Genomic DNA, 24,328 nt, shown 5'->3' with positions numbered 1-24,328 from the left:
TTCGTCCTTTGATCGTTGATCGAATTGAGGCGGCAAAATACGCGCGCCCTCGGGTCTTTTCAAGCGGCAATTGGTCGTGTCGATTTGGAAACGAATGACGGACGGCAAAGGTTCCCTGCCGTCCGCGCCCAATTTCCTCAGGGGGTTAACCGAAGCCGGTCCGCCCCGCAAGCCAAGTCGGAGACTCCGCCGTGGGTCAATCCACGAAAGCTTTCTCGACCACGTACTGCTTGGGGGCAGAGTTTGCCCCCTCTTCGAGGCCGTAGCCTTCCAGCAACTCCTTGATGTCGATGTTGAAAGCCAGGTTGCCGCAGACCATGGCGCGGTCGGTCTCGGGGTTCATCGGCTCGATGCCGAGGTCCGAGAAAACTTCGCCCGAGCGCATCAGGTCGGTGATACGGCCCATCTTGGGGCTCTCTTCGCGGGTGGTGGTGGGGTAGTAGCGGATCTTCTTCCAGAAGCCCTCGCCCATCAGTTCCGCCAGCATCTCGTCCTGCTTGATCTCTTCGATCAGCTCGGCGCCATAGGTCAGCTCGCCCACGGTACGGCAGGTATGGGTGATCACCACCTCGTCGTAATCCTCGTAGGTCTGCGGTTCGCGCAGCAGCGAGGCGAAGGGGGCAAAGCCGGTGCCGGTGGCGAAGAACCACAGGCGCTTGCCGGGCAGCAGCGCGTCATGCACCAGGGTGCCGACGGGCTTGGGGCGCAGGATGATCTCGTCACCTACCTTGATGTTCTGCAGCTTCGAGGTCAGCGGGCCGTCCGGCACCTTGATCGAGTAGAACTCCATTTCCTCGTCCCAGGAGGGGGAGGCGATGGAATAGGCGCGCAGGATCGGCTTCTGGCGGCCGGTCTTCTCGTCCGGGTCGCCCATAAGGCCGATCATCACGAACTCGCCCGAGCGGAAGCGCAGCGAGGCAGGCCGCGTGCAGCGGAACGAGAACAGGCGGTCGGTCCAGTGCTTCACGAATGTGACTTTCTGGGCGTCCGGGAGGGCGGGCACTTTCGGGGCTGCTGCTTGATCGGTCACTGTGATCTCATTCATTTGTGTACAAAGGATCTTCTCAATCCTTGCCGTAGCTCGTTTTTGACCATTTGGAAAGACTTTAGGCGCTGCGCAGGCGGGACTGATAGTCGTTTGCCTTCCAGTTTGCCCGAAATTTCCACTGTTCCTCCGGTTGGCGCGCGGCGAGCTCGTCCGAGATCTCGACCTCGTCGAAGCCCTGACGGCGCGCCATGGCGTATTGGTCCGAGATCACGTGGCCGCTGGCCCGCAGGCGGCCGGTGAAACCGCGCTGGCGCAGGACCAGGCCGATGGTGAAGCCGCGACCGTCGGCGAAGGAGGGGAATTCCACGCGCACCATGCTGGCGCCCGAGAAATCGACCTCGTGGGGGTTGGTATCGGAGGGCAGGGTCAACACCTCTGCCTCGGGCAGGGAGGCTGCGGTGTCGCTGGCCGCGAAGCCCTGGTCTGTGACGATGACGCTCATGCTTGGGGTCCTCTGACGATCTTGCCATCCACGATGTGGATGCCGCATTCTTCCTTGTTCTGGCCGCGCCAGCGGCCGGCCCTGGGGTCTTCGCCGGGTTTCACCGGCGAGGTGCAGGGCGCGCAACCGATGGACGGGTATCCGCGGGCCACCAGCGGGTGCCGGGGCAGGCGGTTCTCGTCCATATAGGCCACCACATCCTCGGGATGCCAGTGGGCCAGCGGGTTGACCTTGATCCGGTCGGCACCATCGGCCTCGAAGAACTCCAGCGCCGCGCGGGTGGAGGACTGGAAGCGCTTGCGCCCGGTGATCCAGCCGTCGAAGCCCGAGAGCGCGCGTTCCAGCGGCACCGTCTTGCGCAGGTTGCAGCAGGCATCGGTGTCGAACTGGTGCAGGGTCCCGTCGGGGTCCTGCTTGCCCAGGTCCATCTCGGAGGCGCGGACGATCCGCACATCCTTCAGGTTCAGCCGCTCGGCCACCTCCTGCTGGTACTCCAGCGTTTCGGTGAACAGCATCTGGGTGTCGATGAAGAGCACCGGCACCGTGTTGTCGATCACCGAGACCAGGTGCAGCAGCGCCACGCTCTCGGCTCCGAAGGACGAGACCATGGCGAGATCGCCCACGTCATGATCCTTCAGCGCCGCTTCCAGCACCGAGGTCGCCCCATGGTGCCGATAGCGGTCGTTGAGACGCGCGATGCGCGCCTCCAGTTCTGGCGTGGCTCCGGGAGCACCGAAGTCCATGGCTGCTTCAGGCGGCATTCGCTTTCTCCGGGTAGAGCGCGGCCTTGAAGGGGGCGGCGCCTACGCGCTTGTATGCGTCGAGGAAGGTCTCTTCCTCGCTTTCACGAAGGCCAAGGTAGGTCTTCAGGATGGACTCGATGGCATCGGTGATCTCGTCGTAGGCGAAACCGGGGCCGGTGCGCTGGCCGATGGTGGCATCCTCGCTGCCGTCACCGCCAAGGGTGATCTGGTAGTTCTCGACGCCTGCGCGATCGAGACCGAGAATGCCGATATGGCCGACGTGGTGGTGACCGCAGGCGTTGATGCAGCCCGAGATCTTGATCTTCAGCGGGCCGATCTCGTGCTCCAGCTTCAGCGCGTCGAAACGCTCGGCGATCTGCTGGGCGACGGGGATCGAGCGCGCGGTGGCGAGGGCGCAGTAGTCCATGCCGGGGCAGGCGATGATATCCGACACCAGCCCGATGTTGGCGGTGGCCAGATCGTGCTTCTTCAGCTCCGCATGGAGCGCCGGCAGGTCCGACTTGTGCACATGGGGCAGGATCACGTTCTGCTCGTGGCTGATGCGGATATCGTCGTGGCCGTATTGCTCGGCCAGGTCGGCGATGGCGCGCATCTGGGCCGAGGTTGCATCGCCCGGCGTCTCGCCGTGCTTCTTCAGCGAGATCGAGACGATGGCATAGCCCTCGGCCTTGTGCTCGGAGAGGTTGGTATCGGCCCAGGCGCGGAACACCGGGTCGGCGGCGCGGGCGGCCTCATAGGCATCGGTCGGAGCATTGCGGAAAGCGGGCGGCGCGAAGTGCGCGCGGATGCCTTCCAGCATCTCCTGGTCGACGCCAGAGAACAGCGGCTTCAGCTCGGCGAAACGCTTCTCGGTCAGCTCGCGGTAGGTGTCGAGGCCGTTCTCGTTGACGGTGATCTTGATCCGCGCCTTGTACTTGTTGTCGCGGCGGCCGAGCACGTTGTAGGTGCTGACGATGGCCTCGGAATAGGGCAGCAGGTCTTCCTCGGGCAGGAAGTCGCGGATCACCTTGCCGATGACCGGCGTGCGGCCCAGGCCGCCGCCGACCAGCACGCGGTAGCCGCGCTTGCCGTCCTTCTCGACCAGCTGGATGCCGATGTCATGGGCACGGATCACCGCGCGGTCGGTCTCGGAGCCGGTGACGGCGAACTTGAACTTGCGCGGCAGGAACTGGAATTCCGGGTGGTCGGTGGACCACTGGCGCAGCAGTTCGGCCACGGGGCGGGGATCGGCGACCTCATCGGCGGCAGCGCCGGCGAAATGGTCGGCGGTCACGTTGCGGATCGTGTTGCCGGAGGTCTGGATGGCGTGCAGCTGCACCTCGGCCAGGCTGTCCAGGATATCCGGCACATCCGGCAGCTTCGGCCAGTTGTACTGGATGTTCTGACGGGTGGTGAAATGGCCATAGCCCTTGTCCCACTTGTCCGCCACATGGGCCAGCTGGCGCATCTGGGCCGCGCCCAGGGTGCCATAGGGAATCGCCACGCGCAGCATGTAGGCGTGGAGCTGAAGATAGAGGCCGTTCATCAGGCGCAGCGGCTTGAACTCATCCTCGGTCAGCGAGCCGTCGATACGGCGTGCGACCTGCTGGCGGAACTGGCTGTTGCGGTCGGCGAGAAATGCGGCGTCGAAGTCGTTGTAGCGGTACATCTCAGAGCTCTACTTGCTTTCCGTGGGCGTAGTTCGAGGGGCCGGTGCGCCGGAAATCCTCGCGGAAGTGGGTGGGTTCGGGGCCGTTTTCGCCCGCGGCCATATCGGCGAGATAGACGCCGACAGCGAGGTGTTGCTGGGCCGAGGCCTCGATCAGGCGCAGCTCGGCATGGGCCTCATCGGTCAGAAGCTCGGCCTCGGACAGGTGACGGGTCCACTGGTCGTCAGCGGTGTAATAGACAACGTCGCCTTCCAGCAGCGCATTGGCAGTGATGACTTTCGGGGTGAAGGGACGGGGCATCAGGCGGTTTCCTTCAATTGACCCGCATCGGAAGCGGGAAGGCCGGGAATGATATCGACGGTCAGGCCGGCGCGGCGACAGTGGTCTGCAAGGCCACGGGGCAGCGGCCCGGCTCCCAGATAGACCACATGGGCACCAACGTCAGCCTCCAGAATGAGAAGCTGATGAAGAGGCGGCACTTCGGTCGGCCGGGCCAGCGAAACCAGCCGCGCCTCGCGGCGCGCAAGCTCCAGCACCGCCGGCGAAATCGCGGCATCGTGGATCACCACATCGGCGCGATCGAGGGCGCGGCGGGCCTTCATCGTCAGCAGGTCGGGATCGTCCGAGCCGGTGAAGGTCAGCGTGATGCGACCCTCGGGCGCCTCGGCGGCAAGATGGCGGGCAAGCAGCGCCGCAAGGGCGTCCTCCAGCGGCTGGTTCTCTTCCAGCGCGGCGGGGCCCGCGGTCTCGAACCAGTCGGACCAGAAGCTGCGGCGCGGCAGCCCATGGGGCAGGGCCTCGGCCTCGGCGCGGAAATCGCGGGCGGCGCGGGTCAGCTCGGCGGTGCTCTGGGGCAGGTGCTCTTCCAGGTGGCGCTTGACGGCGCGGGCCAACATGGGGGCCGCACCCTCGGTGCCGATGGCGACGGTCAGCGGCGCGCGGTCGACCATGGCGGGCGTGATGAAGGCCGAGGCCTCAAGGTCGTCGACCACGTTCCAAAGCACGCCGGCGGCCTTGGCGATCTCGACGGTGGCGGCATCCGCCAGCGCGTCCTCGTCGGCGGCATAGACCAGCTGCGCACCGGCCAGCGCCGAGGGCGTCAGCGGCGCGGTGGTCCAGGTGATCCGGCCCGCCTCGGCGAAGGCGCGGATCTCGGGGCGGACCGCCTCGGCATGGAGCGTGATGCGGGCGCGGGTCTTCAGCAGCAGCCGCAGCTTTGCCAGCGCTGCCTCACCGCCACCCGAAAGGACCACGCGGGCGCGGTCCATGTCGAGGAAGATCGGAAAGTGTCGCATCGAAGATCCCTGTTGCATGACATTCGCCAGGGCGGAGCCGTGGCGTTGACTTGCTCCTAAAATAGGAAATATTCCTATGCCAGCGCCATGGGGCTGCGGAAATAAGAAAAACGGTTCCGGTTTGCCGCCCTCTGGTGGTCCGCGTTCCACAGTTACGGGAAAAGAGCGAATGGCTGTCCGCCTTGACGAGACCGACCGGAAAATCCTTTCGCAATTGCAGCAGGACGCGGCGCAGTCGCTGGATGACATCGCGCGCAAGGTGGGCTCTTCCAAGACCCCGGTGTGGAACCGTATCCGCAAGATGCGCGAGGCCGGTGTGATCGGCCCCCAGGTGGCGGTGCTGGACGCCGAAGCCCTTGGTTTCGATGCCTGTTTCTTCGTCCTCATCCGCACCAGCGAACATGAGGCCGACTGGCAGGCCGCCTTCCTAAAAGCCCTGAAGGACCGCCCCGAGGTGCAGGAGGCGCACCGCCTGGCGGGCGATATCGACTATATCCTGAAGGTCCGCGTCCGGAACGCCCGCGCCTATGACGCCTTCTACCAGGCGCTGATCTCAGAGGTGAAGGTGCACAACGTCACCGCGCTGCTGTCGATGGAAGAGATCAAGTCGACCACCGCCCTGCCACTCTGAGCGGGCGATTTCGCCCCCTGACAGGGGCGAAGCCTCCGGCGGCAGTATTTGGGGCCGTCGGATAGACAGAAGGATCTCTTGCTCTATCCGACGGCTGAAAATACTGCGGGGGACTCTCCGAAGGAGATGGGGGCAGAGCCCCCTCAGCGGGTCACCATCAGCTTTTCCAACCCGTGGAAATGGAAGAGATCCGCATATTGCGGCGTCTCTGCCAGCGCCAGCTCGGGGCAACGCTCCAGAAGGATCGGCAGGGCGATCTGCAGCTCCAGCCGCGCCAGCGGCGCGCCGATGCAGAAGTGGGCCCCTGCGCCGAAGGCCGCGTTGGTGCGGATCTCGCGCGCCGGGTTGAAGGTCTCGGGGTCGTCCCAGACCTCCGGGTCGCGGTTGGCCGCCCCCAGCAGAAGCGCGATCTTGTCGCCACGCTCGAACCGGCGGCCCGCGATTTCACAGGGCTCATGGGCGTAGCGGGTGAACATGTGCAGCGGCGGGTCATGGCGCAGGATCTCCTCGACGGTGCCGTCGATGCGCTCGGGCGTGACCCAGGCGGGGGCCCCGCCATGTTCCAGCAGCGCCACCACGCCGTTGCCCATGGTGTGCACCGTCGCCTCGTGGCCGGCGTTGAGCAGCAGGATGCAGGTGGTCACCAGCTCTTCGGTGGAAAGCCGCGTGCCCTCTTCCTCGGCCGCCAGAAGTTCCGAGATCAGGTCATCGGCGGGCGTCTTGCGGCGCTCTTCGGCGTAGGAGCGGATATAGGCGGCGAAATCGGCGGCGGCCTGGGCGGCGGCGTCTTCCATCGCGCGGTCGCGGCGCGCCTGGTACATGCCGACCATGGCATTGGACCAGGTCAGCAGCTGCGGGCCCATCTCCTCGGGCACGCCAAGCAGGCGGCAAATGACGATCACCGGGATCTGCGTCGCATAGGCGGGCAGCAGGTCGAAGTCGCCCTCGGCGGGGAAGGCGTCGATCAGCTCGTGGCAGATTGCCTCGATCTCGGGCGCCAGCGACTTGATGCGGCGCGAGGTGAAGGCGCGCAGCACGAGGCCGCGCAGCCGGCGGTGCACATCGCCATCCAGTTCCAGCATCGAGTGGTCCTCGATATCGTAGAAGGGGCGTTGGTGGGCCGGGATCTCGGGGGCGAGCTCGGGGGGGCACTGGCGGCCGAAGCGGCGGTCGCGCAGCAGGGCATTCACCAGCTCGTAGGTGAAGGCACAGGGCATTTCGTAGTCGAGCCAGTCATGCAGGGCGCCTTCTGCGCGGGCGGCCGCGTAGAAGGGGTAGGGGTTCTGCACGAAGGCGGGGTCGGTGGGGGATTGCGTCAACTTGGCCATGGCCTCTATTGGCTCTTGCAGGGACGCAAGACAAGAGGCCGCGCGCCTGCGGGGGCGTCAGGGCGACGGGAGGTTACGCTATGTCACGTCTGGGAACGATCCTGGCCATCCTGGCGACGCTGGTGGGCGTGCTGTCCGTGGCGGTGTTCCAGGTGGGCTACCGCCAGTCCCTGCGCGCGCTGGCGCAGCGCGGGGCATCGGACCTGCAGCTTGCCGCCGACCGGCTGACCGGCCAGCTCCAGCGCTACCAGGACCTTGCCGTGCTGCTGATCGAACATCCCTCGCTGGGTGCCGTGCGCTACGGCTCCAGCGGGCGCAGCGAGGCCGAGGCCCTGCTGCTCTGGGCCATCGACCGCACCGGGGTGCTGAACATGGCCTATGTCACCCCCGAGGGGCGCATCCTGGCCGCCGCCCGGCCGGTCGAGGGCAAGTTCCCCGACTACGTCCAGCGTGCCATCGCACGGGCCCGCGCCGGGGCGCTCGGCACCGGCCACGGGTTGGTGGCGCGTCCCGGCGAGACGCCGCAACGCGCCTATGTCTTTGCCGCGCCCCGCTTCCGCGAGGGCGGCGGGGTCGAGGGCATCCTGCTGCTGTCGGTCAACGTCGAGCTCCTTGAACAGGAATGGCGCGGCGACCGTCCGGCGGTCTTCTTCACCGACGCGGCGGGCGAGGTCTATATCTCGAACCGCTCCGAGATCCTCGGCTGGCAGAGCGAGAACCTGGCGCTGGTGCCGCAGGACGGCGTGCCGCCGCTGAGCCGCAGGCAGGTGGCGGGCTTCGATCTCTGGCGCATCGACTGGGGGCCCTACCTGCCGCGCCGCGCCCTGCACCTTTCGCGGGATCTGCCGCAGGTGGGCATGCGCGCCGAGGCGCTGATCGACCTTGCGCCGGGGCGGCGGCTGGCGATGCTGCAGGCCGCGGTGGTGGCGCTGGTGCTGCTGACGCTGGGTGCGGTGCTGGTCGTCCTCTGGGATCGCCGCCGGGCGCTCTCTGCGGTCAATGCGCGACTGGAACAGCGCGTCGAGGCCCGCACGGCCGAGCTGAAGCGGGCCCAGGACGAGCTGGTACAGGCGGGCAAGCTCTCGGCGCTCGGGCAGATGTCGGCGGGGCTCAGCCACGAGCTGAACCAGCCGCTGATGGCAATCCGGCAGTTCGCCGAGAACGGGACGCTCTTTCTCGAGAAGGACAAGCCGGAGCGCGCGGCGGCAAACCTGTCGCGGATCGCCGAGCTGGCGGGACGCATGGGGCGGATCATCCGCAACCTGCGCGCCTTCGCCCGGCAGGAGGCCGAGCCCGCGCGCCGCATCGAGCTGGGCCAGGTGCTGGATACGGCGCTGGAAATGACCGAGGCGCGGATCGCCAAGGAGGGGGTCGCGCTGCAGATCGACCGCCCCGCCGGGCAGGTGCGCGCCATGGGGGGCGAGGTGCGGCTGGCGCAGGTGCTGGTGAACCTGATCACCAATGCCGTGGACGCCATGGGCGAGACCGAAGACAAGCGCCTGCGCATCAGCCTTCTGCCCGGTGCTCGGCCGCAAATCCGCGTCGCCGATAGCGGCCCCGGCATCGAGAGCCCCGAGAAGATCTTCGATCCCTTCTACTCGACGAAGGAGGTCGGGGCCTCGGAGGGCATGGGGCTTGGCCTGTCGATCTCCTACGGCCTGGTACAGAGCTTTGGCGGCGCCATCCGGGGCCGCAACCTGCCGGCCGGCGGGGCGGAATTCACCGTCGAGCTGGACGGGGTGGATGGATAGGCGTGCTTCGCCGGGTGACAAAGAGTAGAAGGAAGGGGCTCTGCCCCCGTCGTCGGATGGCGACAATTGGAAGGAAGGAGGGGGCTCTGCCCCCGTCGCCGGATGGCGACAATTGGAAGGAAGGAGGGGGCTCTGCCCCCGTCGCCGGATGGCGACAATTGGAAGGAAGGAGGGGGCTCCGCCCCCGTCGCTGCGCGACTCCCCCGGAGTATTTTCAGCCTGGTGATGGAACAGGTCGTGACATCGAGGCGGCCTACTTTAGGTTTGAGAGCTTGCACGCTCCCAGTGATGAAAGGAGGGAGCCATTTCGGGCTCTGTCCCGGCTGCATCACCAGGCTGAAAATACTCCGGGGGTGCGGGGGCTGGCCCCCGCGCTTGCCACGCTCGCCAAGCGCGTCACGCCGCGATAGGATTGCAGCTGGGGAGGAAAAGCCATGATGAGTGAGGCAGGAATGGTGTCACGGGTCCTTCTGGTCGATGACGATGCAGCGGTGCGCGAGGCGCTGGCCCAGACGCTCGAGCTGGCGGACCTCGAGCCGCTGGTGGCGGGCTCCTTCATCGAGGCCAAGGATCACATCGGGGCTGGCTTCGAGGGCGTGGTGCTGTCGGATATCCGCATGCCTGGCCGCGACGGCTTCTTCCTGCTGGACCACACGCTGAAGGCCGATCCCGAGCTGCCGGTGATCCTGCTCACCGGCGAGGGGGATATCCCCATGGCCGTCGATGCCATGAAACGCGGTGCTTTCGGTTTCCTGGAAAAGCCCTGCGCCAGCTCCGAGCTTCTGCCGGTCCTGGAGCGGGCGCTCAAGACCCGTGCCCTGGTGCTGGAGAACCGCCGCCTGAAGGCGCAGCTGGAAAGCGGCGACCCTGCGGCGCGGATGATCTTCGGCCGCTCCGAGCAGAGCCAGGCGCTGCGCCGGCAGGTCCGGCAGGTGGCCGCTACCGGGGCCGAGGTGCTGGTCACCGGCGCGCCGGGGGCGGGGATATCGAAGGTGGCCGAGGTCATCCACCTCAGCTCGCGCCAGGCGCAGCGGCCCTTCGTCAAGCGGGCCTCGGCCGGTCTCGCCGTGGCGGGGCTCGAGAACGCCTTCCAGGAGGCGCTTGGCGGCTCGCTCTATCTCGACGAGATTAGCCAGCTGCCCGGAGACACCCAGTTCGCCCTGGCCGAGCGGCTGGAGGGCCGGCCGGGGGCTCGTCTCATCGCCGGCTCGGCGCGTCTGCTGGACGAGGCCGTGGCGGCGGGGCGCTTCAATCATGATCTCTTCTACCGGCTCGACGTGATGCGCGTGCATATCCCGGCGCTGAAGGAGCGCCCCGAGGATATCCCGGTGATGTTCCGCCAATATGTCGCCCAGGCTGCCGAACAGGCCGGGCTTTCGGCGCCCGAGGTCTCTCCCGAGGTTGTGGCGGGGCTGATGGCGCGGGACTGGCCGGGCAATGCGCGGGCGCTGATGTCCGCGGCCATGCGCTTCGTGCTCTCGGGCGGGCGTGACGAGGCGGAGGAACCCAGCGACCTGGGGCTCGTCGAGCAGATGGGGCAGATCGAGAAGAGCCTGCTCGCCGCCGCGCTGCGCCGCCACGAGGGCCGGGCAGGGGCCGCCGCGGAAGGTCTGAAGCTGCCGCGCAAGACCTTTTACGACAAGCTGGCGAAACATGGGCTGAAGCCCGAGGAGTTTCGCTAGGGCCGAAAGGCCGCGCCGGGCTCGACTCTCCGCGCCGCGCGCCTGTGCGGAAATCCGCACATACCAAGGTGGCGCGCGTGCGGAAATCCGCACATGTGGCGCGCCTCACCAAATTTCATGCCGGCGACAATCAGATTAAGTATCTGAAATATAGCTTATTTTTACCATGCTGCACATGCGGCGAGAGATTTTCTTGAGCCGTTTTTACCCAATGCGGACTCTCTCCTCATCGGGGCGCGCCCCCGATTGACCAGATTTTCGGGAGGAGACCCAGATGAAATTCCTGACCACCGCCGCCACCGCGCTGGCCCTGGCCGTGACCGCTTCCGCCGCATCCGCTGCCTGTGATGACGGCGAGATGGTGATCAAGTTCAGCCATGTCACCAACACCGACAAGCACCCCAAGGGCATTGCGGCCGAGCTGCTGAAGACCCGCGTCAACGAAGAGATGGACGGCACCGCCTGCATGGAGGTCTATCCGAACTCGACCCTCTATGACGACGACAAGCTGCTGGAAGCCATGCTGCAGGGCGACGTCCAGCTGGGCGCCCCCTCGCTGTCCAAGTTCGAGACCTTCACCAAGGTCTTCCGCATCTTCGACCTGCCCTTCATGTTCAAGAACATGGAAGCCGTCGAAGCCTTCCAGAGCTCGGAAAACGGCCAGGACATGATGTCCTCGATGGAGAAGCGCGGCCTGTCCGGCCTGGCCTTCTGGCACAACGGCCTGAAGCAGTTCTCGGCCAACAAGCCGCTGATCCTGCCCACCGATGCCGAGGGCCTGAAGTTCCGCGTCCAGCCCTCCGACGTGCTGGTTGCCCAGATGGAGGCCATCGGTGCCTCGCCGCAGAAGATGGCCTTCTCGGAAGTCTACGGCGCGCTGCAGCAGGGCGTGGTCGACGGCCAGGAGAACACCTGGTCCAACGTGCTGGGCCAGAAGTACTACGAAGTGCAGGACGGCATCACCGAGACCAACCACGGCCTGCTCGACTACATGGTCGTGGCCTCGGTCGACTGGCTGGACAGCCTGGACGACGATGTGCGCGAGCAGTTCCTGACCATCCTCGCGGAAGTCACCGCAGAGCGTAACGCGGCCATCGCCGAGGTCGACGCGGCCGCCCGCCAGGGTGTGCTGGACGCCGGCGGCACCATCCGCGAGCTGACGCCCGAGCAGCGTGACGCCTGGGTGACCGCGATGAAGCCGGTCTGGGAGCAGTTCACCGACGACGTGGGCCAGGACAACATCGACGCGGCGCAGTCCATCAACGCCATGTACTGATCCGTCCCTTCGGCGACGGGGTGGGGGCGCGACCGGAAGGCTCGCGCCCCCGCTGATCCGCGGCATCGCGCGGCAACAAGCAATACAAGGGGACTGACCATGCATCCTCAGCCTGGGGAAAGTGTCATTGATCGGATCGAGGAAAACCTCATCGCGATCATTCTCGGCGTCATGACGCTCATCACCTTTGCCAATGTGGTGGCGCGCTACGCCTTCAATTCCAACATTCTCTGGGGGCTGGAAGCCACGGTCTTCCTGTTCGGCTGGCTGGTCCTGCTGGGCGCCTCCTACGCGGTTAAGAAGAACGCTCACCTGGGCGTCGACGCGGTGGTCGACATCTGCTCGCCCCCGGTGCGCCGGGTGCTGGCGTTGGTCTCCATCGCCGTCTGCCTGGCTTTCGCGGCGCTGCTGCTGAAGGGCGCCTGGGACTACTGGGCCAATTTCGCCAACCTGCCGCAGACCGAGGGCCGCTGGTTCCCGCTGGGCTTCGAGGAGAACTTCCGCGCCAAGGCCTGGTACGAGGTCAATGACATCCCGATCCCCGAGTGGCTGCGCTTCCTGGAAGGGGCGATGAACGACGGGGATGAATACGAGAAACTGCCCCGCTTCATCCCCTATGCCGTGCTGCCCTTCTCGATGGCGCTTCTGCTGTTCCGCTTTGCCCAGGTCGCGGTGCGGATCTGGCGCGGAGAGATCGACCGCATCGTGGCCAGCCACGAGGTCGAGGATGAACTTGCGGAAGTCCGCGAACTGCGCGGGGAGAACTGATCCATGGAAGTTGCAATTCTCTTCGGCCTCGTCGTGGGCCTGATGCTGATCGGCGTGCCGATCGCGGTTTCGCTGGGCATGAGCTCGGTGCTGTTCCTGCTGTTCTACAGCGATACCTCGCTGGCTTCGATTGCCCAGACGCTGATGCAGGCTTTCGTCGGCCACTTCACCCTGCTGGCGATCCCCTTCTTCATCCTGGCGTCGAGTTTCATGTCGACGGGCGGGGTGGCGAAACGGATCATCCGCTTCTCCATCGCCTGTGTCGGCCACCTGCAGGGCGGCCTCGCCATCGCCGGTGTCTTCGCCTGCATGATCTTCGCGGCGCTCTCGGGCAGCTCGCCCGCGACCGTGGTCGCCATCGGCTCCATCGTCATCGGGGCGATGACCCAGGCGGGCTACACCAAGGACTTCGCGGCAGGCGTCATCTGCAACGCCGGTACGCTGGGCATCCTGATCCCGCCGTCGATCGTCATGGTGGTCTATGCCACCGCCACCGATGTCTCGGTCGGGCGGATGTTCCTGGCCGGGGTCATTCCCGGCATCATGGCGGGCCTGATGCTGATGATCGCGATCTGGATCATGGCCAAGGTGCGCAACATGCCGAAGGGCAAGTTCGTCGGCATGGGCGAGGTCTGGTCCAGCTTCAGGGATGCCTTCTGGGGCCTGATGCTGATCGTCATCATCATGGTCGGCATCTACGGCATTCCCGGTGTCACCGGCGCCATCTTCACGCCCACCGAAGCCGCGGCCGTCGCCTCTGTCTATGCCTTCATCGCGGCGACCTTCATCTACCGCGACATGGGGCCCTTGAAGACGGACGGCGAGGGACGCAATCTCTCGCTGCTGCAGAAGCCTGCCGCCCTGGTCACCGCCTGGTTCCACCGCGACACCCGCCACACGCTCTTCGAGGCGGGCAAGCTGACCATCACGCTGATGTTCGTCATCGCCAATGCGCTGATCCTGAAGCATGTGCTGACCGATGAGCAGATCCCCCAGAAGGTGGCCGAGGCCATGCTCTCTGCCGGCTTCGGCAAGGTCATGTTCCTGGTGGTGGTCAACGTCATCCTGCTGATCGGCGGCCAGTTCATGGAGCCCTCGGGCCTGCTGGTCATCGTCGCGCCGCTGGTCTTCCCGATCGCCATCGAGCTGGGCGTCGATCCGATCCACCTGGGCATCATCATGGTGGTCAACATGGAGATCGGCATGATCACCCCGCCCGTTGGCCTCAACCTCTTTGTCACCTCGGGCGTTGCCGGCATGCCGATGATGCGGGTGGTGAAGGCGGCAGCCCCCTTCCTGGCGGTGCTCTTCGTCTTCCTGATCCTGGTCACCTATGTGCCAGCCATCTCGACCCTTCTGCCGAATGCGGTCATGGGGCCCGAGATCGTGATAAACTAGGCTTCAGGGGTAAGATGTTGTGTGGATGCGGCGCTCTCGAAAGGGGGCGCCGTTTCTCTTTCCGTACACTCGGATGCCTCCGGCGGGAGTATTTTCAGCCTGGTGATGATGCGGGACGGTGCCTGTCCGGGCGGCCTACGTCAGCAAGACGGAGCGTGCACCCTCTCCATTGCAAAGGTAGGTCGCCAGGATGCCCCAACCTGTTTCATCACCAGGCTGGAAATACTCCGGGGGAGGCGGCGCAGCCGGCGGGGGCGGAGCCCCCTGCCTCAGGCCTTTTCCAGCGCCGAGATGATCGGGGTGAAATCGGCCGCCTTCAGCGAGGCGCCACCGACCAGCGCGCCGTCGACATTGGAGATGGCGAAGATCTCGTCGGCATTGGCGGCCTTGACCGAGCCGCCGTAGAGCAGGCGCACCGATTTGCCGACGCCATAGCCGAAGCGCGCCTCCAGCCGGTCGCGCATGAAGTCATGCACTTCGCCGATCTGGTTGGTGGTGGGCACCTGGCCGGTGCCGATGGCCCAGACGGGCTCGTAGGCCACGACCAGGTTCTCGCCGTTCGAGGTGTCGGGGATCGACAGCGAAAGCTGCCCGCCGATGATGTCGAGCGTATTGGTGGCCTCGCGCTGGAACAGGCTCTCGCCGACGCAGATGATCGTGGTCAGCCCCACTTCCTGCGCCGATTGCGCCAGCATGCGCACGTCTTCCGAGGTCTCGCGGTGATCGGCGCGGCGTTCCGAATGGCCGAGGATCACCGCGCTGGCGCCCACGTCCTTCAGCATCTCGGCCGAGATATCGCCGGTGTGCGGTCCGGCCAGCTTGTGGTGACAGGTCTGGCCGCCGATCTGCACCGGTGTCGACCAGCACATGTCCACCGCGGGGGCGAGCAGGGTGGCGGGGGGGCAGATCAGGATATCGCAGGCCGGGTCCGGGTGCGCTGCCTTGAGCTTTTCCAGCTCCTTCAGCGAGGCCCGCAGACCGTTCATCTTCCAATTGCCTGCCGCAAGTTTCCTGCGCATTCCGCTCTCCCTCTCAGGGGTGTTTTCCCGGTTTTTCTGGGGCTTAGCGCCAGAGTGCCCGGCGGTCCAGAGGAACCGGCCCCGTCCTTGGGGGCATTCTTGCCGATGGCGGGGCAAGGTCAAGCGAATGGTAGCGCCCACATGGGCTCAATTACCGTCACGACGGTCCGGGGGCGGGTCAGCGCGTGGCGCGGGCCTGCTTGCGCGCCTTGGCGCGGCGCTTCTCGGCGGCGGCGGCCTGGGCGGGGGGCAGCGACAGCCGGGCCCAGTGGAGCGCCTCTTCGGGGTCGTCCAGGGCGCTCTCGGGCAGGGTCATGAGGCTGCGCACCTCGCGGCTGCCTTCTTTGCGCTCATAGGTGAAGAACTCGGACCCGGCCGCGAGGTAGGCGGCCTCGGTGCTGTCGTCGGATTTCATGTAGATCTGGCCGCTGGCCGAGACCATGGCGAACATCGCATCCTCGTCGGCGTAGATAGCCGCGCCCGAGAACATCCGGCCCATGCGCAGCGGCCCCATGCCGGAGAAGAGATCCTGAACGTGCTCGAGGAAGTCAGGATCTACCGCCAAGGATCACATCTCCGCGAACTTGATCGACTCGCCGCAGCCGCAGGCCTCGGTCACGTTGGGATTGTTGAACTTGAAGCCGGATTCCAGCAGCGAGGTCTCGTAGTCGATCTCGGTGCCGAAGAGGAACATCTGCGCCATGGGCGCGATCATCACGCGCGCGCCGTCCTGTTCGACGACCTCGTCCATCGGGTCGACGCTGTCGACGTAGTCCATGGTGTATTCCATGCCCGCGCAGCCGCCCTTCTTGACGCCGATCCGGAGGCCCTGGTGGCCGTCCTTCTGCATCAGCTTGACGATCTGTGCCGAGGCGCGCGGGGTGATTGTAACCGCCTGTTTGCCGGGAATGCTGAACATGGGTGACTCCTTTGAGCCGAATGTAATCCGCAACAGGGGCGATTCCAAGGTGCCCGGCTCTGCGGTGGCGTCATGACGGCTGTGCTTCGCCGCGCATCGGGCGTCGCCCGGCCAGTAGATCCTCGTTGTCGCGGTAGAGCGTGACGATCCGGTTTATCAGCCGGCGCAGCTCCGGCCGGTGGCGGTCGTCGGCGTGAAAGACCAGGTGCTGCGTCTCGTCCAGATCCTCGATGAGCGGCCCGGCGCGGGTCAGGGCCGGGTCTCGGTCGCCGACCATGCAGGGCATGACACCGATGCCGGCGCCGGCGCGCACCAGCTCGTGCAGGGTGGCGACGGAATTGGCATAGGCGGCGATGCTGTGGTCCTGCCGGTGCAGCCAGAGGGCGGCGGGGTGGCGGGCGTGCTCGGGGTCCATGCCGACCCAGGTCAGCGCGCCGGTGCCCGGCATGGCGTGGCAGCGGTAGGGGGCAAAGCGCAGCTGGCCCAGGGGCCGCGAGGCCAGGTTGCCGCTGTCCGGCGCCCGGTTGCGTATCCCGATGTCGATCTCTCGGTGCGCGATGTCCAGCGTCGCCTCGGTGGTGACGAAATGCAGCCGGTAGGGATCGCCGGGGCGGCAGATCTCGGCGTAGCGGTCCGCCAGGAAGAAGGCCGTGGCAGTGCCAGCCGAGAGGCGCAGCAGGGGGTGGTCTTCGGAGAAGAGCTGGGCCACGGGTTCTGCCGCCGCCTGCATGGCGCGGACCCGCTTCAGCAGCGCCTCGCCCGAGGGCGTCAGCCGGTAGCCGGTCTGGGCGCGGTGAAAGAGCGGCTGCCCGGTTTGCTGCTCCAGCCCCAGCATGCGGCGACCCAGGGTGGCGGCGCTTATTCCCGTGCGACGGGCGGCCCCGCTGAGGCCGCCTGCTTCGGCGACACGCAGGAAGAGATGCAGGTCGTCCCAGCTGACATCTTTCATGGATGAAACACCTCTTGCGCTAATTGCTGCAGAATGGGGCGGTTCTCAAAGGATAGTGTTGCATCAGTGAAAAGGAAAGGGGCCGAGATGATGCCATTGATCCAGCCGCCCCGGCGGCCCGACCTGAGCGAAGAGGAATACTATGCGCTGCAATGCCTGACCTTCCACCGGCTTCGGCGCTGGTGCGCGGGGCTCCTTGGAGGGCGCAAAAGCGAAAGGGGCGCCCGGCAGGGCGCCCCTTCAAACGTGATCGCAGGCGGGTCTCAGGCGACGGCGCCGAAGCGTTGCGGTTGCGGCGTGGCCTCGACCTCGGTCAGGGCTTCGGACAGCGCCGGGTAGCCCGCGCCCATGAGCGCCTGGCGCACGGCCTGGCGAGTGATGCCCAGGCTTTCGGCCACCGTGGAGTGGGTGGGCGCATCGGGGGCCATCATCGGCAGTACTGCCTTGGCCTGTGCGGCGGTCCAGCGGGCCGAGACATGGTCCACGAGCCGCGCAACGGCGGCCAGCTCCGAGCCGTCGCCATGGCCGAAGCGAGCGCCCTTGAGGCTGTCGAGGATGCCGAGCGAGGTCAGGAAGACCAGCCCTTCGGCGCGGCCCAGGTCGCCATCGGCCGGGATCAGGCCATTGCCCGAGACCATGGCGATGGCGGTATCGAACTGGCGGCCCTTCTGGCGCAGCCCGGCGCGCAGGGTCAGTGCCTCGCGCAGACCCGGACGCGCCGGTGCGAGAACCAGCTGCCAGCTGGTGTCACCCAGCCGGGTGAAGGCCACTGGCGCGTTCTGCCAGCCCTGGATCATCTCGGCGGCCTGCGCCAGGCCATCGAAACATTCATCCAGATCGGACGCGCTTGTTGCCTTGCCGGCGACAATGTCGCCGGACAGAATAGTGACGTGTTGGGTCATGCTGCTCTACCTTGCCCTATTTATTATTGCTGCCTGTGTTTTTTGGGAAAGGTTAACCTGTTTACACGGGTCTGGGAAGCGTGAATGCTTCCGCACGAAATCTGTGGCGCTTCCACCACAGGTAGGGGAATCAGAAAGGCGCGGCCCAGATCTAGGGGCCGCGCCTTGCTGTTTTCGATGATTTCGAGCGGTTGCGGCGGCCCTTGGGACTGCCCTGCGACCGGCCTTGGGGGCTTACATGAAGCCCAGCTCCAGCCGGGCCTCGTCGCTCATCATGTCCATGCCCCACTGGGGCTCCCAGGTCAGATCTACGTCGACCTGCTTCACGCCGTCCAGCGGCTCGATCGCCTCGGCGACCCAGCCGGGCATGTCGCCGGCCACGGGGCAGCCGGGGGCGGTCAGGGTCATCACCACCTTGACCTCGTTCTCGGCGCTGATGTCGATCGTGTAGATCAGGCCCAGGTCGTAGATGTTCACCGGGATTTCCGGGTCGTAGACCGTGCGGCAGGCCTCGACGACGTTGTCGTAGAGCGGATGGCCGGTGGAGGAGGGCGCGATCAGCGGGGTGCCTTCGAGGGGCTCGGTTTGCTCTGACATGTCGGCTCCGTCTGTTTCTGACGGATTATATAGGGAATGGGCGGCGCAACGTCCATAGCAGGCAGGTCAAAGCGCGCGCATCAGCAGGGCTATTCCCGAGACGAGCAGAAGCAGGGCGGTCCCGGCGCCGGTAACGATGCGTCCGGCCTTCTTCCAGGCGGGGACGGCCATGGTGTCGAAGAGGATCACCGGGTGCAGCAGCCGCAGCAGGACCAGAGCGATCCCGTAGCTGTGCAGCCACCGGGCGGCGATGCCCGAGAGCTCCATCAGCAGCAGCATCAGAACCGCCATCGCCGCGTATTCAGAGAGATTTCCGAAACGCCGGATGGCCAGTGCCATGCCCGGATCTCCGCCGTCGCCAAGGGCCACCCCGCTGCTGCCGCGCTTCGCTGCGGTGGCGGTCGAGAGCACGGCCATGAGGATGGCGATGAGGGCGGCATAGAGCGGGGTCACGGCGAGGGTAAAGGTCTGGGGCATGGGAATCTCCTTGGCAGAAAGGACTTGTCGCAGCGAGGCTAGGGTGATTTATGTATGTCAGTCAACATACATAAAATCCCATGCGTCTAACTGAAGAAAACAAAAAGAAAATTACCGACAGAATTCGGACCTCGGCGGGGCAGTTGTTCCGGGCCGAGGGCTTCGAGGCGGTGAATATCGACAAGGTGATGGCGGCGGCGGGGCTGACGCGGGGGGCGTTCTATGCCCACTTCCCCTCCAAGTCGGCGCTGCTGGCAGAGGTGCTGCGGCACGAGCATCCCGTGCTCAGGATGCTGGCGGCACGGCAGGGCGATGCGGCGGCGCTTCGTGCGCAGATGGAAGAGATCTTCTCGGCCTACCTGGACCCGGCGCATCAGGCAGAGATTTTCCGGGGCTGTTCGCTGGCGGCGCTCAGCGAAAGCGCCACGCGCGGGCCCCTTCCGGTGCGCGAGGGGCTCACCGCTGCCTTCGAGGCGATCTGTGCAGAGATGGCGCGGGGGCAGGGGCATCCCCCCTGCGCCTATGCGGCGCCGCTGATCTTGGCGGCGGGTGCGGTCCGGCAGGCGCAGGCCACGCCGGACGCTGCCGCAAGGGAGGCGCTGCTGCGCGCCGCCCATGCGGGGGTGCTGCGGTTGCTCCCCGAAAGCGCCTAGAGCGGTTCGATATCGCCCAGGGCGCGGGTGGCGTGGAACTCGGCCTCCCAGGCATCGAAACGCTGCTCTGCGATGGCGGCGCGCATGCCGGCCATCAGCTCCTGGAAGTAGTGCAGGTTGTGCCAGGTCAGCAGCATGCCCGAGATCATCTCTCCGGCCCGGTAGACGTGGTGCAGGTAGGCGCGCGAGTAGCTGCGGCAGGCGGGGCAGGTGCAATGCTCGTCCAGCGGGCGCGGATCGTCGGCGTGGCGGGCGTTCTTGATGTTGACCTGTCCGCGCCGGGTCCAGGCCTGGCCGGTGCGGCCAGAGCGCGAGGGCAGCACGCAGTCCATCATGTCGACGCCGCGCTTCACCGCGCCCACGATATCGTCGGGCTTGCCGACGCCCATCAGGTAGCGCGGCTTGTCTTCGGGCAGCATGCCCGGCGCGTAGTCGAGCACCTGGAACATGATCTCCTGGCCCTCACCCACGGCGAGGCCGCCGATGGCATAGCCGTCGAACTCGATGCCCTTCAGGGCCTCGGCGCTTTCGCCGCGCAGCTCCTCGATGTCGCCGCCCTGCTGGATGCCGAAAAGCGCATGGCCGGGTCGGTCACCGAAGGCGTCGCGCGACCGCTGCGCCCATCTCATCGACAGGCGCATCGACTGGGCGATGCGGTCGTGATCGGCGGGCAGGGCGGGGCATTCGTCGAAGCACATCACGATGTCCGATCCCAGAAGCTTCTGGATCTCCATCGAACGCTCGGGCGTCAGCATGTGCTTCGAGCCGTCGATATGGCTGCGGAACGAGACGCCCTCTTCGGTGAGCTTGCGCAGCTCGGCGAGGGACATCACCTGGAAGCCTCCGCTGTCCGTCAGGATCGGCTTGTCCCAGTTCATGAACTTGTGAAGACCGCCAAGCCGGGCCACGCGTTCCGCCGTGGGTCGCAGCATCAGGTGGTAGGTATTGCCCAGCAGGATATCGGCGCCGGTGGCGGCGACGCTTTCGGGCATCATCGCCTTGACGGTGGCCGCCGTGCCGACGGGCATGAAGGCGGGGGTGCGGATCTCGCCGCGCGGGGTCGAGATCGTGCCGGTGCGGGCGCAGCCATCGGTGGCGGCGAGAGAGAAGGAAAAACGCGTGCTCATGGCCGTGGCTCTTAGTCTCAAGGCGGCTGCTTGACCAGTCCCTGTTGAGCACATGACCCCACGGGCCCATGCCTCCGCCGGGCCTGTTTGCGGCCAGCTGACAGCCGGGCGGGGGTAACTCTTTCAACTCGCCGGTAAATCTGTCGGGGGCGAAAGGGGGCGCAGGTCCCGGCGGGGGACGGTCCCCTGAACCGGCCGCCGCAGGCGTCATGGTTTTTCGCCTAAAAGCCCATATATCGCGCTTGCTGCCGCCTGCCGCTACAGGCAGGATGGCCCGAACACAGTTGAAGATCGCGCCAAAGGGCCCAGATTAAGAAACTGTAAACCGGAGATTGCCATGGTCGCCGCCAAGCGGGGCCGGTGCCGTCTGCCCAAGATCAAGGAAAGAGCATGCAAGAGCCTCTCAACCCCTCCTACGCCGTGCTGCCCCTGCGCGATATCGCGGTCTTCCCGCATATGATCGTGCCGCTTTTCGTCGGCCGCGAGAAATCCGTGCGGGCGCTGGAAGAGGTGATGACGGAGAACAAGCAGATCCTGCTGGCCAGCCAGAAGGACCCTGCCGAAGACGATCCGACCCCCGAAGGCATTCATGGCACCGGCGTGCTGGCCAATGTCCTGCAACTGCTGAAGCTGCCCGATGGCACCGTGAAGGTGCTGGTCGAGGGCTCCGTGCGGGTGCGGGTCGCCGAATACCTGGAAAACGACGAATACTTCGAGGCCCGTGCCGAGCTGCTGGAAGAAGTGCCCGGCGACGCCGAGACCACCGAAGCCCTGCTGCGCTCCGTCGCGCAGGAGTTCGAGCGTTATGCCAAGGTCAAGAAGAACATCCCCGAAGAGGCGCTGACCGCCGTGGCCGAAAGCCATGAGGCCTCGCGCCTGGCCGACCTCGTGGCCGGTCACCTGGGCATCGACGTGGACCAGAAGCAGGAGCTGCTGGAAACCCTGTCGGTCTCGGAACGGCTGGAGAAGGTCTATGGCCTGATGCAGGGCGAAATGTCCGTGCTGCAGGTCGAAAAGAAGATCAAGACCCGCGTCAAGTCGCAGATGGAGCGGACGCAGCGCGAGTACTATCTGAATGAGCAGATGAAGGCCATTCAGAAGGAGCTGGGCGACGGCGAGGACGGCGAAGGCGAGATCGCCGAGCTGGAAGCGCGCATCGCCGAGACCAAGCTGTCGAAAGAGGCCCGCGAAAAGGTCGAGGCCGAGATCAAGAAGCTGAAGTCGATGTCCCCGATGTCGGCCGAAGCCACGGTGGTGCGCAACTACCTCGACTGGATGCTGTCCATCCCGTGGGGTGTGAAGTCGCGCGTCAAGAAGGATCTGGGGCTTGCCGAGCGCACCCTCGACAAGGACCACTACGGCCTCGAGAAGGTGAAGGAACGCATCGTCGAATACCTGGCGGTGCAGCAGCGCTCGAAGAAGCTGAAGGGGCCGATCCTCTGCCTCGTCGGCCCTCCGGGCGTCGGCAAGACCTCTCTGGGCAAATCGGTCGCCAAGGCCACGGGGCGCGAGTTCATCCGCATCAGCCTCGGCGGTGTGCGTGACGAATCCGAGATCCGCGGCCACCGCCGGACCTACATCGGCTCCATGCCCGGCAAGATCATCCAGGCGCTGAAGAAGGCCAAGACCACGAACCCGCTGATCCTGCTCGACGAGATCGACAAGATGGGCCAGGACTTCCGTGGCGACCCCTCCAGCGCCATGCTGGAAGTGCTCGACCCGGAACAGAACGGCACCTTCGTGGATCACTACCTGGAGGTCGAATATGACCTCTCGAACGTGATGTTCCTGACCACGGCGAACTCCTACAATATGCCGGGCCCGCTGCTGGACCGGATGGAGATCATCAGTCTTGCGGGCTACACCGAGGACGAGAAGCTGCAGATCGCGCGTCAGCACCTTGTCGACCAGGAGGTGAAGAACCACGGTCTGAAGCCCTCCGAGTTCGAGATCACCGATGGCGCCCTGACCGAGATGATCCAGCGCTACACCCGCGAAGCGGGCGTGCGGAACCTCAAGCGCGAGGTGGCGAAGCTGGCCCGGAAGGCCGTGACGCAGATCGTCAAGAAAGAGGCCGAGAAGGTCGTGGTGACCGCGGACAACCTGGACGACTACCTGGGCGTGAAGAAATTCCGCTACGGCCTGGCCGAGAAGGAAGACCAGGTGGGCGTGGTGACCGGCCTGGCCTGGACCTCTGTCGGTGGCGACCTGCTGTCGATCGAAGCGCTGCGCCTGCCGGGCAAGGGTCGGATGAAGACCACCGGCAAGCTGGGCGACGTGATGAAGGAATCCATCGACGCGGCCTCCTCCTACGTTCGCTCCATCGCGCCCGAGATCGGGGTGAAGCCGCCGCGCTTTGACCACTGGGACATCCACGTCCACGTGCCCGATGGCGCCACGCCCAAGGACGGCCCCTCGGCCGGCCTGGCCATGGTGACCTCCATCGTCTCGGTGCTGACGCAGATCCCGGTGCGCAAGGACATCGCCATGACCGGCGAGGTCAGCCTGCGCGGCAACGCCATGCCCATCGGGGGGCTGAAGGAAAAGCTGCTGGCCGCGCTGCGCGGGGGCATCAAGACCGTCTTCATCCCCGAGGAGAACGAGAAGGACCTGGCCGACATCCCCGACAACGTGAAGGAGGGGCTGAAGATCATCCCCGTCACCCACGTGCGCGAGGTGCTGGAACAGGCGCTGATCCGTCAGCCCGAGGCCATCGAGTGGGACGAGGAGGCCGAAGAGGCCGCCGCTGCCGCCCGTGCCAAGGCCGCCGAGGAAAGCGCGCGCCAGACCGTGGCCCACTAAGCGCCCCAAGTTCTGAAAACCGCGAAGGCCGTGCCCGTTTCAAGGGCGCGGCCTTCGTACTTTCGCAGGGGGAGGGGGCGGCTTTGCCCTGCCGGGGTAGAGAAATGCCCCTGACATGTTAGGCTCTGCGGTGAAGTGAAGGGTATTCCCGGAAAGGAGCCATCATGGCCGATGAGACCAGCGAGACCCCGAACATGAGCGCCGCCGCCCGTGCAGCCAGCGCCAGCGCCAGTGCCGCGCGCAACGCCCTTGCCGCCCAGCCCGACCCCACCGAGCCCGCCGAGGACGAGGTGCCGCCGCAGGCAGAGTTGAGGAAGAAAGAGCTGATCGACCGCGTGGCCGAACGCTCGGGCATCAAGCGCAAGGATGCCAAGCCGGTGGTCGAGGCCATGCTGACGGTTCTGGGCGAGACGATCGGCGAGGGGCGCGAGCTGTCGCTGCAACCCTTCGGCAAGCTCCGCGTCACCCGCACCAAGGAGATGCCCAATGGCAAGGTGATGGTGGCCCGCATCCGCCAGAGCGGCCCCGCCCTGGAAGAGCTTGAGCAGGTTGCAGCAGTGGAAGGTGAAATTTCTGCAAAAGAGCCTCTTGCAGAGGATGCCGACTGAGGGTAGAGAACGCGCCACGGCGGGTGATTAGCTCAGTGGTAGAGCGCTTCGTTCACATCGAAGATGTCAGGAGTTCGAATCTCTTATCACCCACCATCTAACGCGTTGAAAAGCCTCGGTTGATCCCGAGGCTTTTTCGCTTTCCGGGGTGCAGCGCCCAGACCCCCCATCATGTCCTTTTCAGGCTTTTCCCCATCCCCGCGGCCCATGTCCACTGGGCCGTATCGCGTCTCTCGCGCGCGA

At 65.9% G+C, this 24,328-nt stretch carries 24 protein-coding genes and 1 tRNA gene; 10 read left to right on the top strand and 15 right to left on the bottom strand.

The window, feature by feature from the left end; genetic code table 11:
- Window positions 1-196: 196 nt before the first annotated feature.
- The 6 genes from CRO50_RS13615 to CRO50_RS13590 form a co-directional block, all read right to left on the bottom strand.
- The gene (locus CRO50_RS13615) at window positions 197-1,045 is read right to left on the bottom strand and encodes a ferredoxin--NADP reductase (RefSeq protein ID WP_097146470.1); all 849 of its coding nucleotides are present in this window, start codon (window positions 1,043-1,045) and stop codon (window positions 197-199) included.
- A 61-nt stretch (window positions 1,046-1,106) separates the two neighbouring features.
- On the bottom strand, window positions 1,107-1,490 hold the full coding sequence (locus tag CRO50_RS13610) for a DUF934 domain-containing protein (RefSeq protein WP_097146469.1): 384 nt from the start codon (window positions 1,488-1,490) through the stop codon (window positions 1,107-1,109).
- Window positions 1,487-2,251 carry a phosphoadenylyl-sulfate reductase gene (locus CRO50_RS13605; RefSeq protein WP_179747288.1) on the bottom strand — a complete coding sequence of 255 codons (765 nt, stop codon included), beginning with the start codon at window positions 2,249-2,251 and terminating at the stop codon, window positions 1,487-1,489. The genes CRO50_RS13610 and CRO50_RS13605 overlap by 4 nt, the downstream gene beginning before the upstream one ends.
- Complete coding sequence (locus CRO50_RS13600) at window positions 2,241-3,902, bottom strand: nitrite/sulfite reductase (RefSeq protein WP_097146467.1); 1,662 nt, start codon at window positions 3,900-3,902, stop codon at window positions 2,241-2,243. Before CRO50_RS13600 ends, CRO50_RS13605 begins: the two co-directional genes overlap by 11 nt.
- Before the next feature lies 1 nt (window position 3,903).
- The gene (locus tag CRO50_RS13595; RefSeq protein ID WP_097146466.1) at window positions 3,904-4,203 is read right to left on the bottom strand and encodes a DUF2849 domain-containing protein; all 300 of its coding nucleotides are present in this window, start codon (window positions 4,201-4,203) and stop codon (window positions 3,904-3,906) included.
- Entirely contained in the window at window positions 4,203-5,216 is a 1,014-nt protein-coding gene (locus tag CRO50_RS13590; protein ID WP_244904244.1) for a siroheme synthase, read from the bottom strand. The genes CRO50_RS13595 and CRO50_RS13590 overlap by 1 nt, the downstream gene beginning before the upstream one ends.
- A 151-nt stretch (window positions 5,217-5,367) precedes the next feature.
- Here CRO50_RS13590 and CRO50_RS13585 point away from each other — a divergent pair, with 151 nt between their 5' ends.
- Entirely contained in the window at window positions 5,368-5,829 is a 462-nt protein-coding gene (locus tag CRO50_RS13585) for an Lrp/AsnC family transcriptional regulator (protein WP_097146464.1), read from the top strand.
- A 143-nt stretch (window positions 5,830-5,972) separates the two neighbouring features.
- Here the strand turns inward: CRO50_RS13585 and CRO50_RS13580 are convergent, their stop codons facing one another.
- Window positions 5,973-7,157, bottom strand: coding sequence for a cytochrome P450 (locus tag CRO50_RS13580; protein ID WP_097146463.1), 1,185 nt, complete (start codon window positions 7,155-7,157; stop codon window positions 5,973-5,975).
- An 80-nt stretch (window positions 7,158-7,237) separates the two neighbouring features.
- Between CRO50_RS13580 and CRO50_RS13575 the strand changes: the two genes are divergently transcribed.
- From CRO50_RS13575 to CRO50_RS13555, 5 genes are all read left to right on the top strand, one after another.
- The gene (locus CRO50_RS13575; RefSeq protein WP_097146462.1) at window positions 7,238-8,908 is read left to right on the top strand and encodes a sensor histidine kinase; all 1,671 of its coding nucleotides are present in this window, start codon (window positions 7,238-7,240) and stop codon (window positions 8,906-8,908) included.
- Window positions 8,909-9,360: 452 nt separating this feature from the next.
- The gene (locus CRO50_RS13570) at window positions 9,361-10,590 is read left to right on the top strand and encodes a sigma-54-dependent transcriptional regulator (RefSeq protein WP_097146461.1); all 1,230 of its coding nucleotides are present in this window, start codon (window positions 9,361-9,363) and stop codon (window positions 10,588-10,590) included.
- A gap of 274 nt (window positions 10,591-10,864) precedes the next feature.
- On the top strand, window positions 10,865-11,866 hold the full coding sequence (locus CRO50_RS13565) for a DctP family TRAP transporter solute-binding subunit (RefSeq protein ID WP_097146460.1): 1,002 nt from the start codon (window positions 10,865-10,867) through the stop codon (window positions 11,864-11,866).
- 99 nt (window positions 11,867-11,965) lie between these two features.
- The gene (locus CRO50_RS13560; RefSeq protein WP_097146459.1) at window positions 11,966-12,634 is read left to right on the top strand and encodes a TRAP transporter small permease; all 669 of its coding nucleotides are present in this window, start codon (window positions 11,966-11,968) and stop codon (window positions 12,632-12,634) included.
- Between the two features lie 3 nt (window positions 12,635-12,637).
- Entirely contained in the window at window positions 12,638-14,032 is a 1,395-nt protein-coding gene (locus tag CRO50_RS13555) for a TRAP transporter large permease (protein ID WP_097146458.1), read from the top strand.
- A gap of 269 nt (window positions 14,033-14,301) precedes the next feature.
- On the opposite strand, the gene tpiA is transcribed toward CRO50_RS13555, so the two are convergent.
- From tpiA to CRO50_RS13520, 7 genes are all read right to left on the bottom strand, one after another.
- Entirely contained in the window at window positions 14,302-15,051 is a 750-nt protein-coding gene (gene tpiA, locus CRO50_RS13550; RefSeq protein WP_097146457.1) for a triose-phosphate isomerase, read from the bottom strand.
- 178 nt (window positions 15,052-15,229) lie between these two features.
- Window positions 15,230-15,616, bottom strand: coding sequence for a TfoX/Sxy family protein (locus tag CRO50_RS13545; RefSeq protein ID WP_097146456.1), 387 nt, complete (start codon window positions 15,614-15,616; stop codon window positions 15,230-15,232).
- 3 nt (window positions 15,617-15,619) lie between these two features.
- On the bottom strand, window positions 15,620-15,970 hold the full coding sequence (locus CRO50_RS13540; RefSeq protein ID WP_097146455.1) for a HesB/IscA family protein: 351 nt from the start codon (window positions 15,968-15,970) through the stop codon (window positions 15,620-15,622).
- 70 nt (window positions 15,971-16,040) lie between these two features.
- Window positions 16,041-16,919, bottom strand: a complete 879-nt coding sequence (locus tag CRO50_RS13535) for a LysR family transcriptional regulator (protein ID WP_097146454.1) — start codon at window positions 16,917-16,919, stop codon at window positions 16,041-16,043.
- A 263-nt stretch (window positions 16,920-17,182) separates the two neighbouring features.
- Window positions 17,183-17,821: a hypothetical protein gene (locus CRO50_RS13530; protein WP_097146453.1), complete on the bottom strand. Its 639-nt coding sequence runs from the start codon at window positions 17,819-17,821 to the stop codon at window positions 17,183-17,185.
- A gap of 234 nt (window positions 17,822-18,055) precedes the next feature.
- Window positions 18,056-18,418: an SUF system Fe-S cluster assembly protein gene (locus tag CRO50_RS13525; RefSeq protein ID WP_097146452.1), complete on the bottom strand. Its 363-nt coding sequence runs from the start codon at window positions 18,416-18,418 to the stop codon at window positions 18,056-18,058.
- 66 nt (window positions 18,419-18,484) lie between these two features.
- On the bottom strand, window positions 18,485-18,895 hold the full coding sequence (locus CRO50_RS13520; RefSeq protein ID WP_097146451.1) for an MAPEG family protein: 411 nt from the start codon (window positions 18,893-18,895) through the stop codon (window positions 18,485-18,487).
- 143 nt (window positions 18,896-19,038) lie between these two features.
- Between CRO50_RS13520 and CRO50_RS13515 the strand changes: the two genes are divergently transcribed.
- Window positions 19,039-19,548, top strand: coding sequence for a TetR/AcrR family transcriptional regulator (locus tag CRO50_RS13515; RefSeq protein WP_157791714.1), 510 nt, complete (start codon window positions 19,039-19,041; stop codon window positions 19,546-19,548).
- Here the strand turns inward: CRO50_RS13515 and tgt are convergent.
- Window positions 19,545-20,675 carry a tRNA guanosine(34) transglycosylase Tgt gene (gene tgt / locus CRO50_RS13510; RefSeq protein ID WP_097146449.1) on the bottom strand — a complete coding sequence of 377 codons (1,131 nt, stop codon included), beginning with the start codon at window positions 20,673-20,675 and terminating at the stop codon, window positions 19,545-19,547. The genes CRO50_RS13515 and tgt overlap by 4 nt on opposite strands.
- Window positions 20,676-21,065: 390 nt before the next feature.
- On the opposite strand from tgt, the gene lon reads away from it, so the two are divergent.
- The 3 genes from lon (at window position 21,066) to CRO50_RS13495 (ending at window position 24,181) form a co-directional block, all read left to right on the top strand.
- The gene (gene lon, locus CRO50_RS13505) at window positions 21,066-23,477 is read left to right on the top strand and encodes an endopeptidase La (protein WP_097146448.1); all 2,412 of its coding nucleotides are present in this window, start codon (window positions 21,066-21,068) and stop codon (window positions 23,475-23,477) included.
- Between the two features lie 164 nt (window positions 23,478-23,641).
- Window positions 23,642-24,085 carry an HU family DNA-binding protein gene (locus CRO50_RS13500; RefSeq protein WP_232617716.1) on the top strand — a complete coding sequence of 148 codons (444 nt, stop codon included), beginning with the start codon at window positions 23,642-23,644 and terminating at the stop codon, window positions 24,083-24,085.
- Between the two features lie 21 nt (window positions 24,086-24,106).
- Window positions 24,107-24,181, top strand: a tRNA-Val gene (locus CRO50_RS13495).
- Window positions 24,182-24,328: the final 147 nt, after the last annotated feature.

This window comes from Pseudooceanicola antarcticus, assembly GCF_900215355.1.
Classification (GTDB): Bacteria; Pseudomonadota; Alphaproteobacteria; order Rhodobacterales; family Rhodobacteraceae; genus Pseudooceanicola; species Pseudooceanicola antarcticus.
Note: the sequence above shows the minus strand (reverse complement) of the source record. Positions and strands in the feature narration are given on the sequence as shown.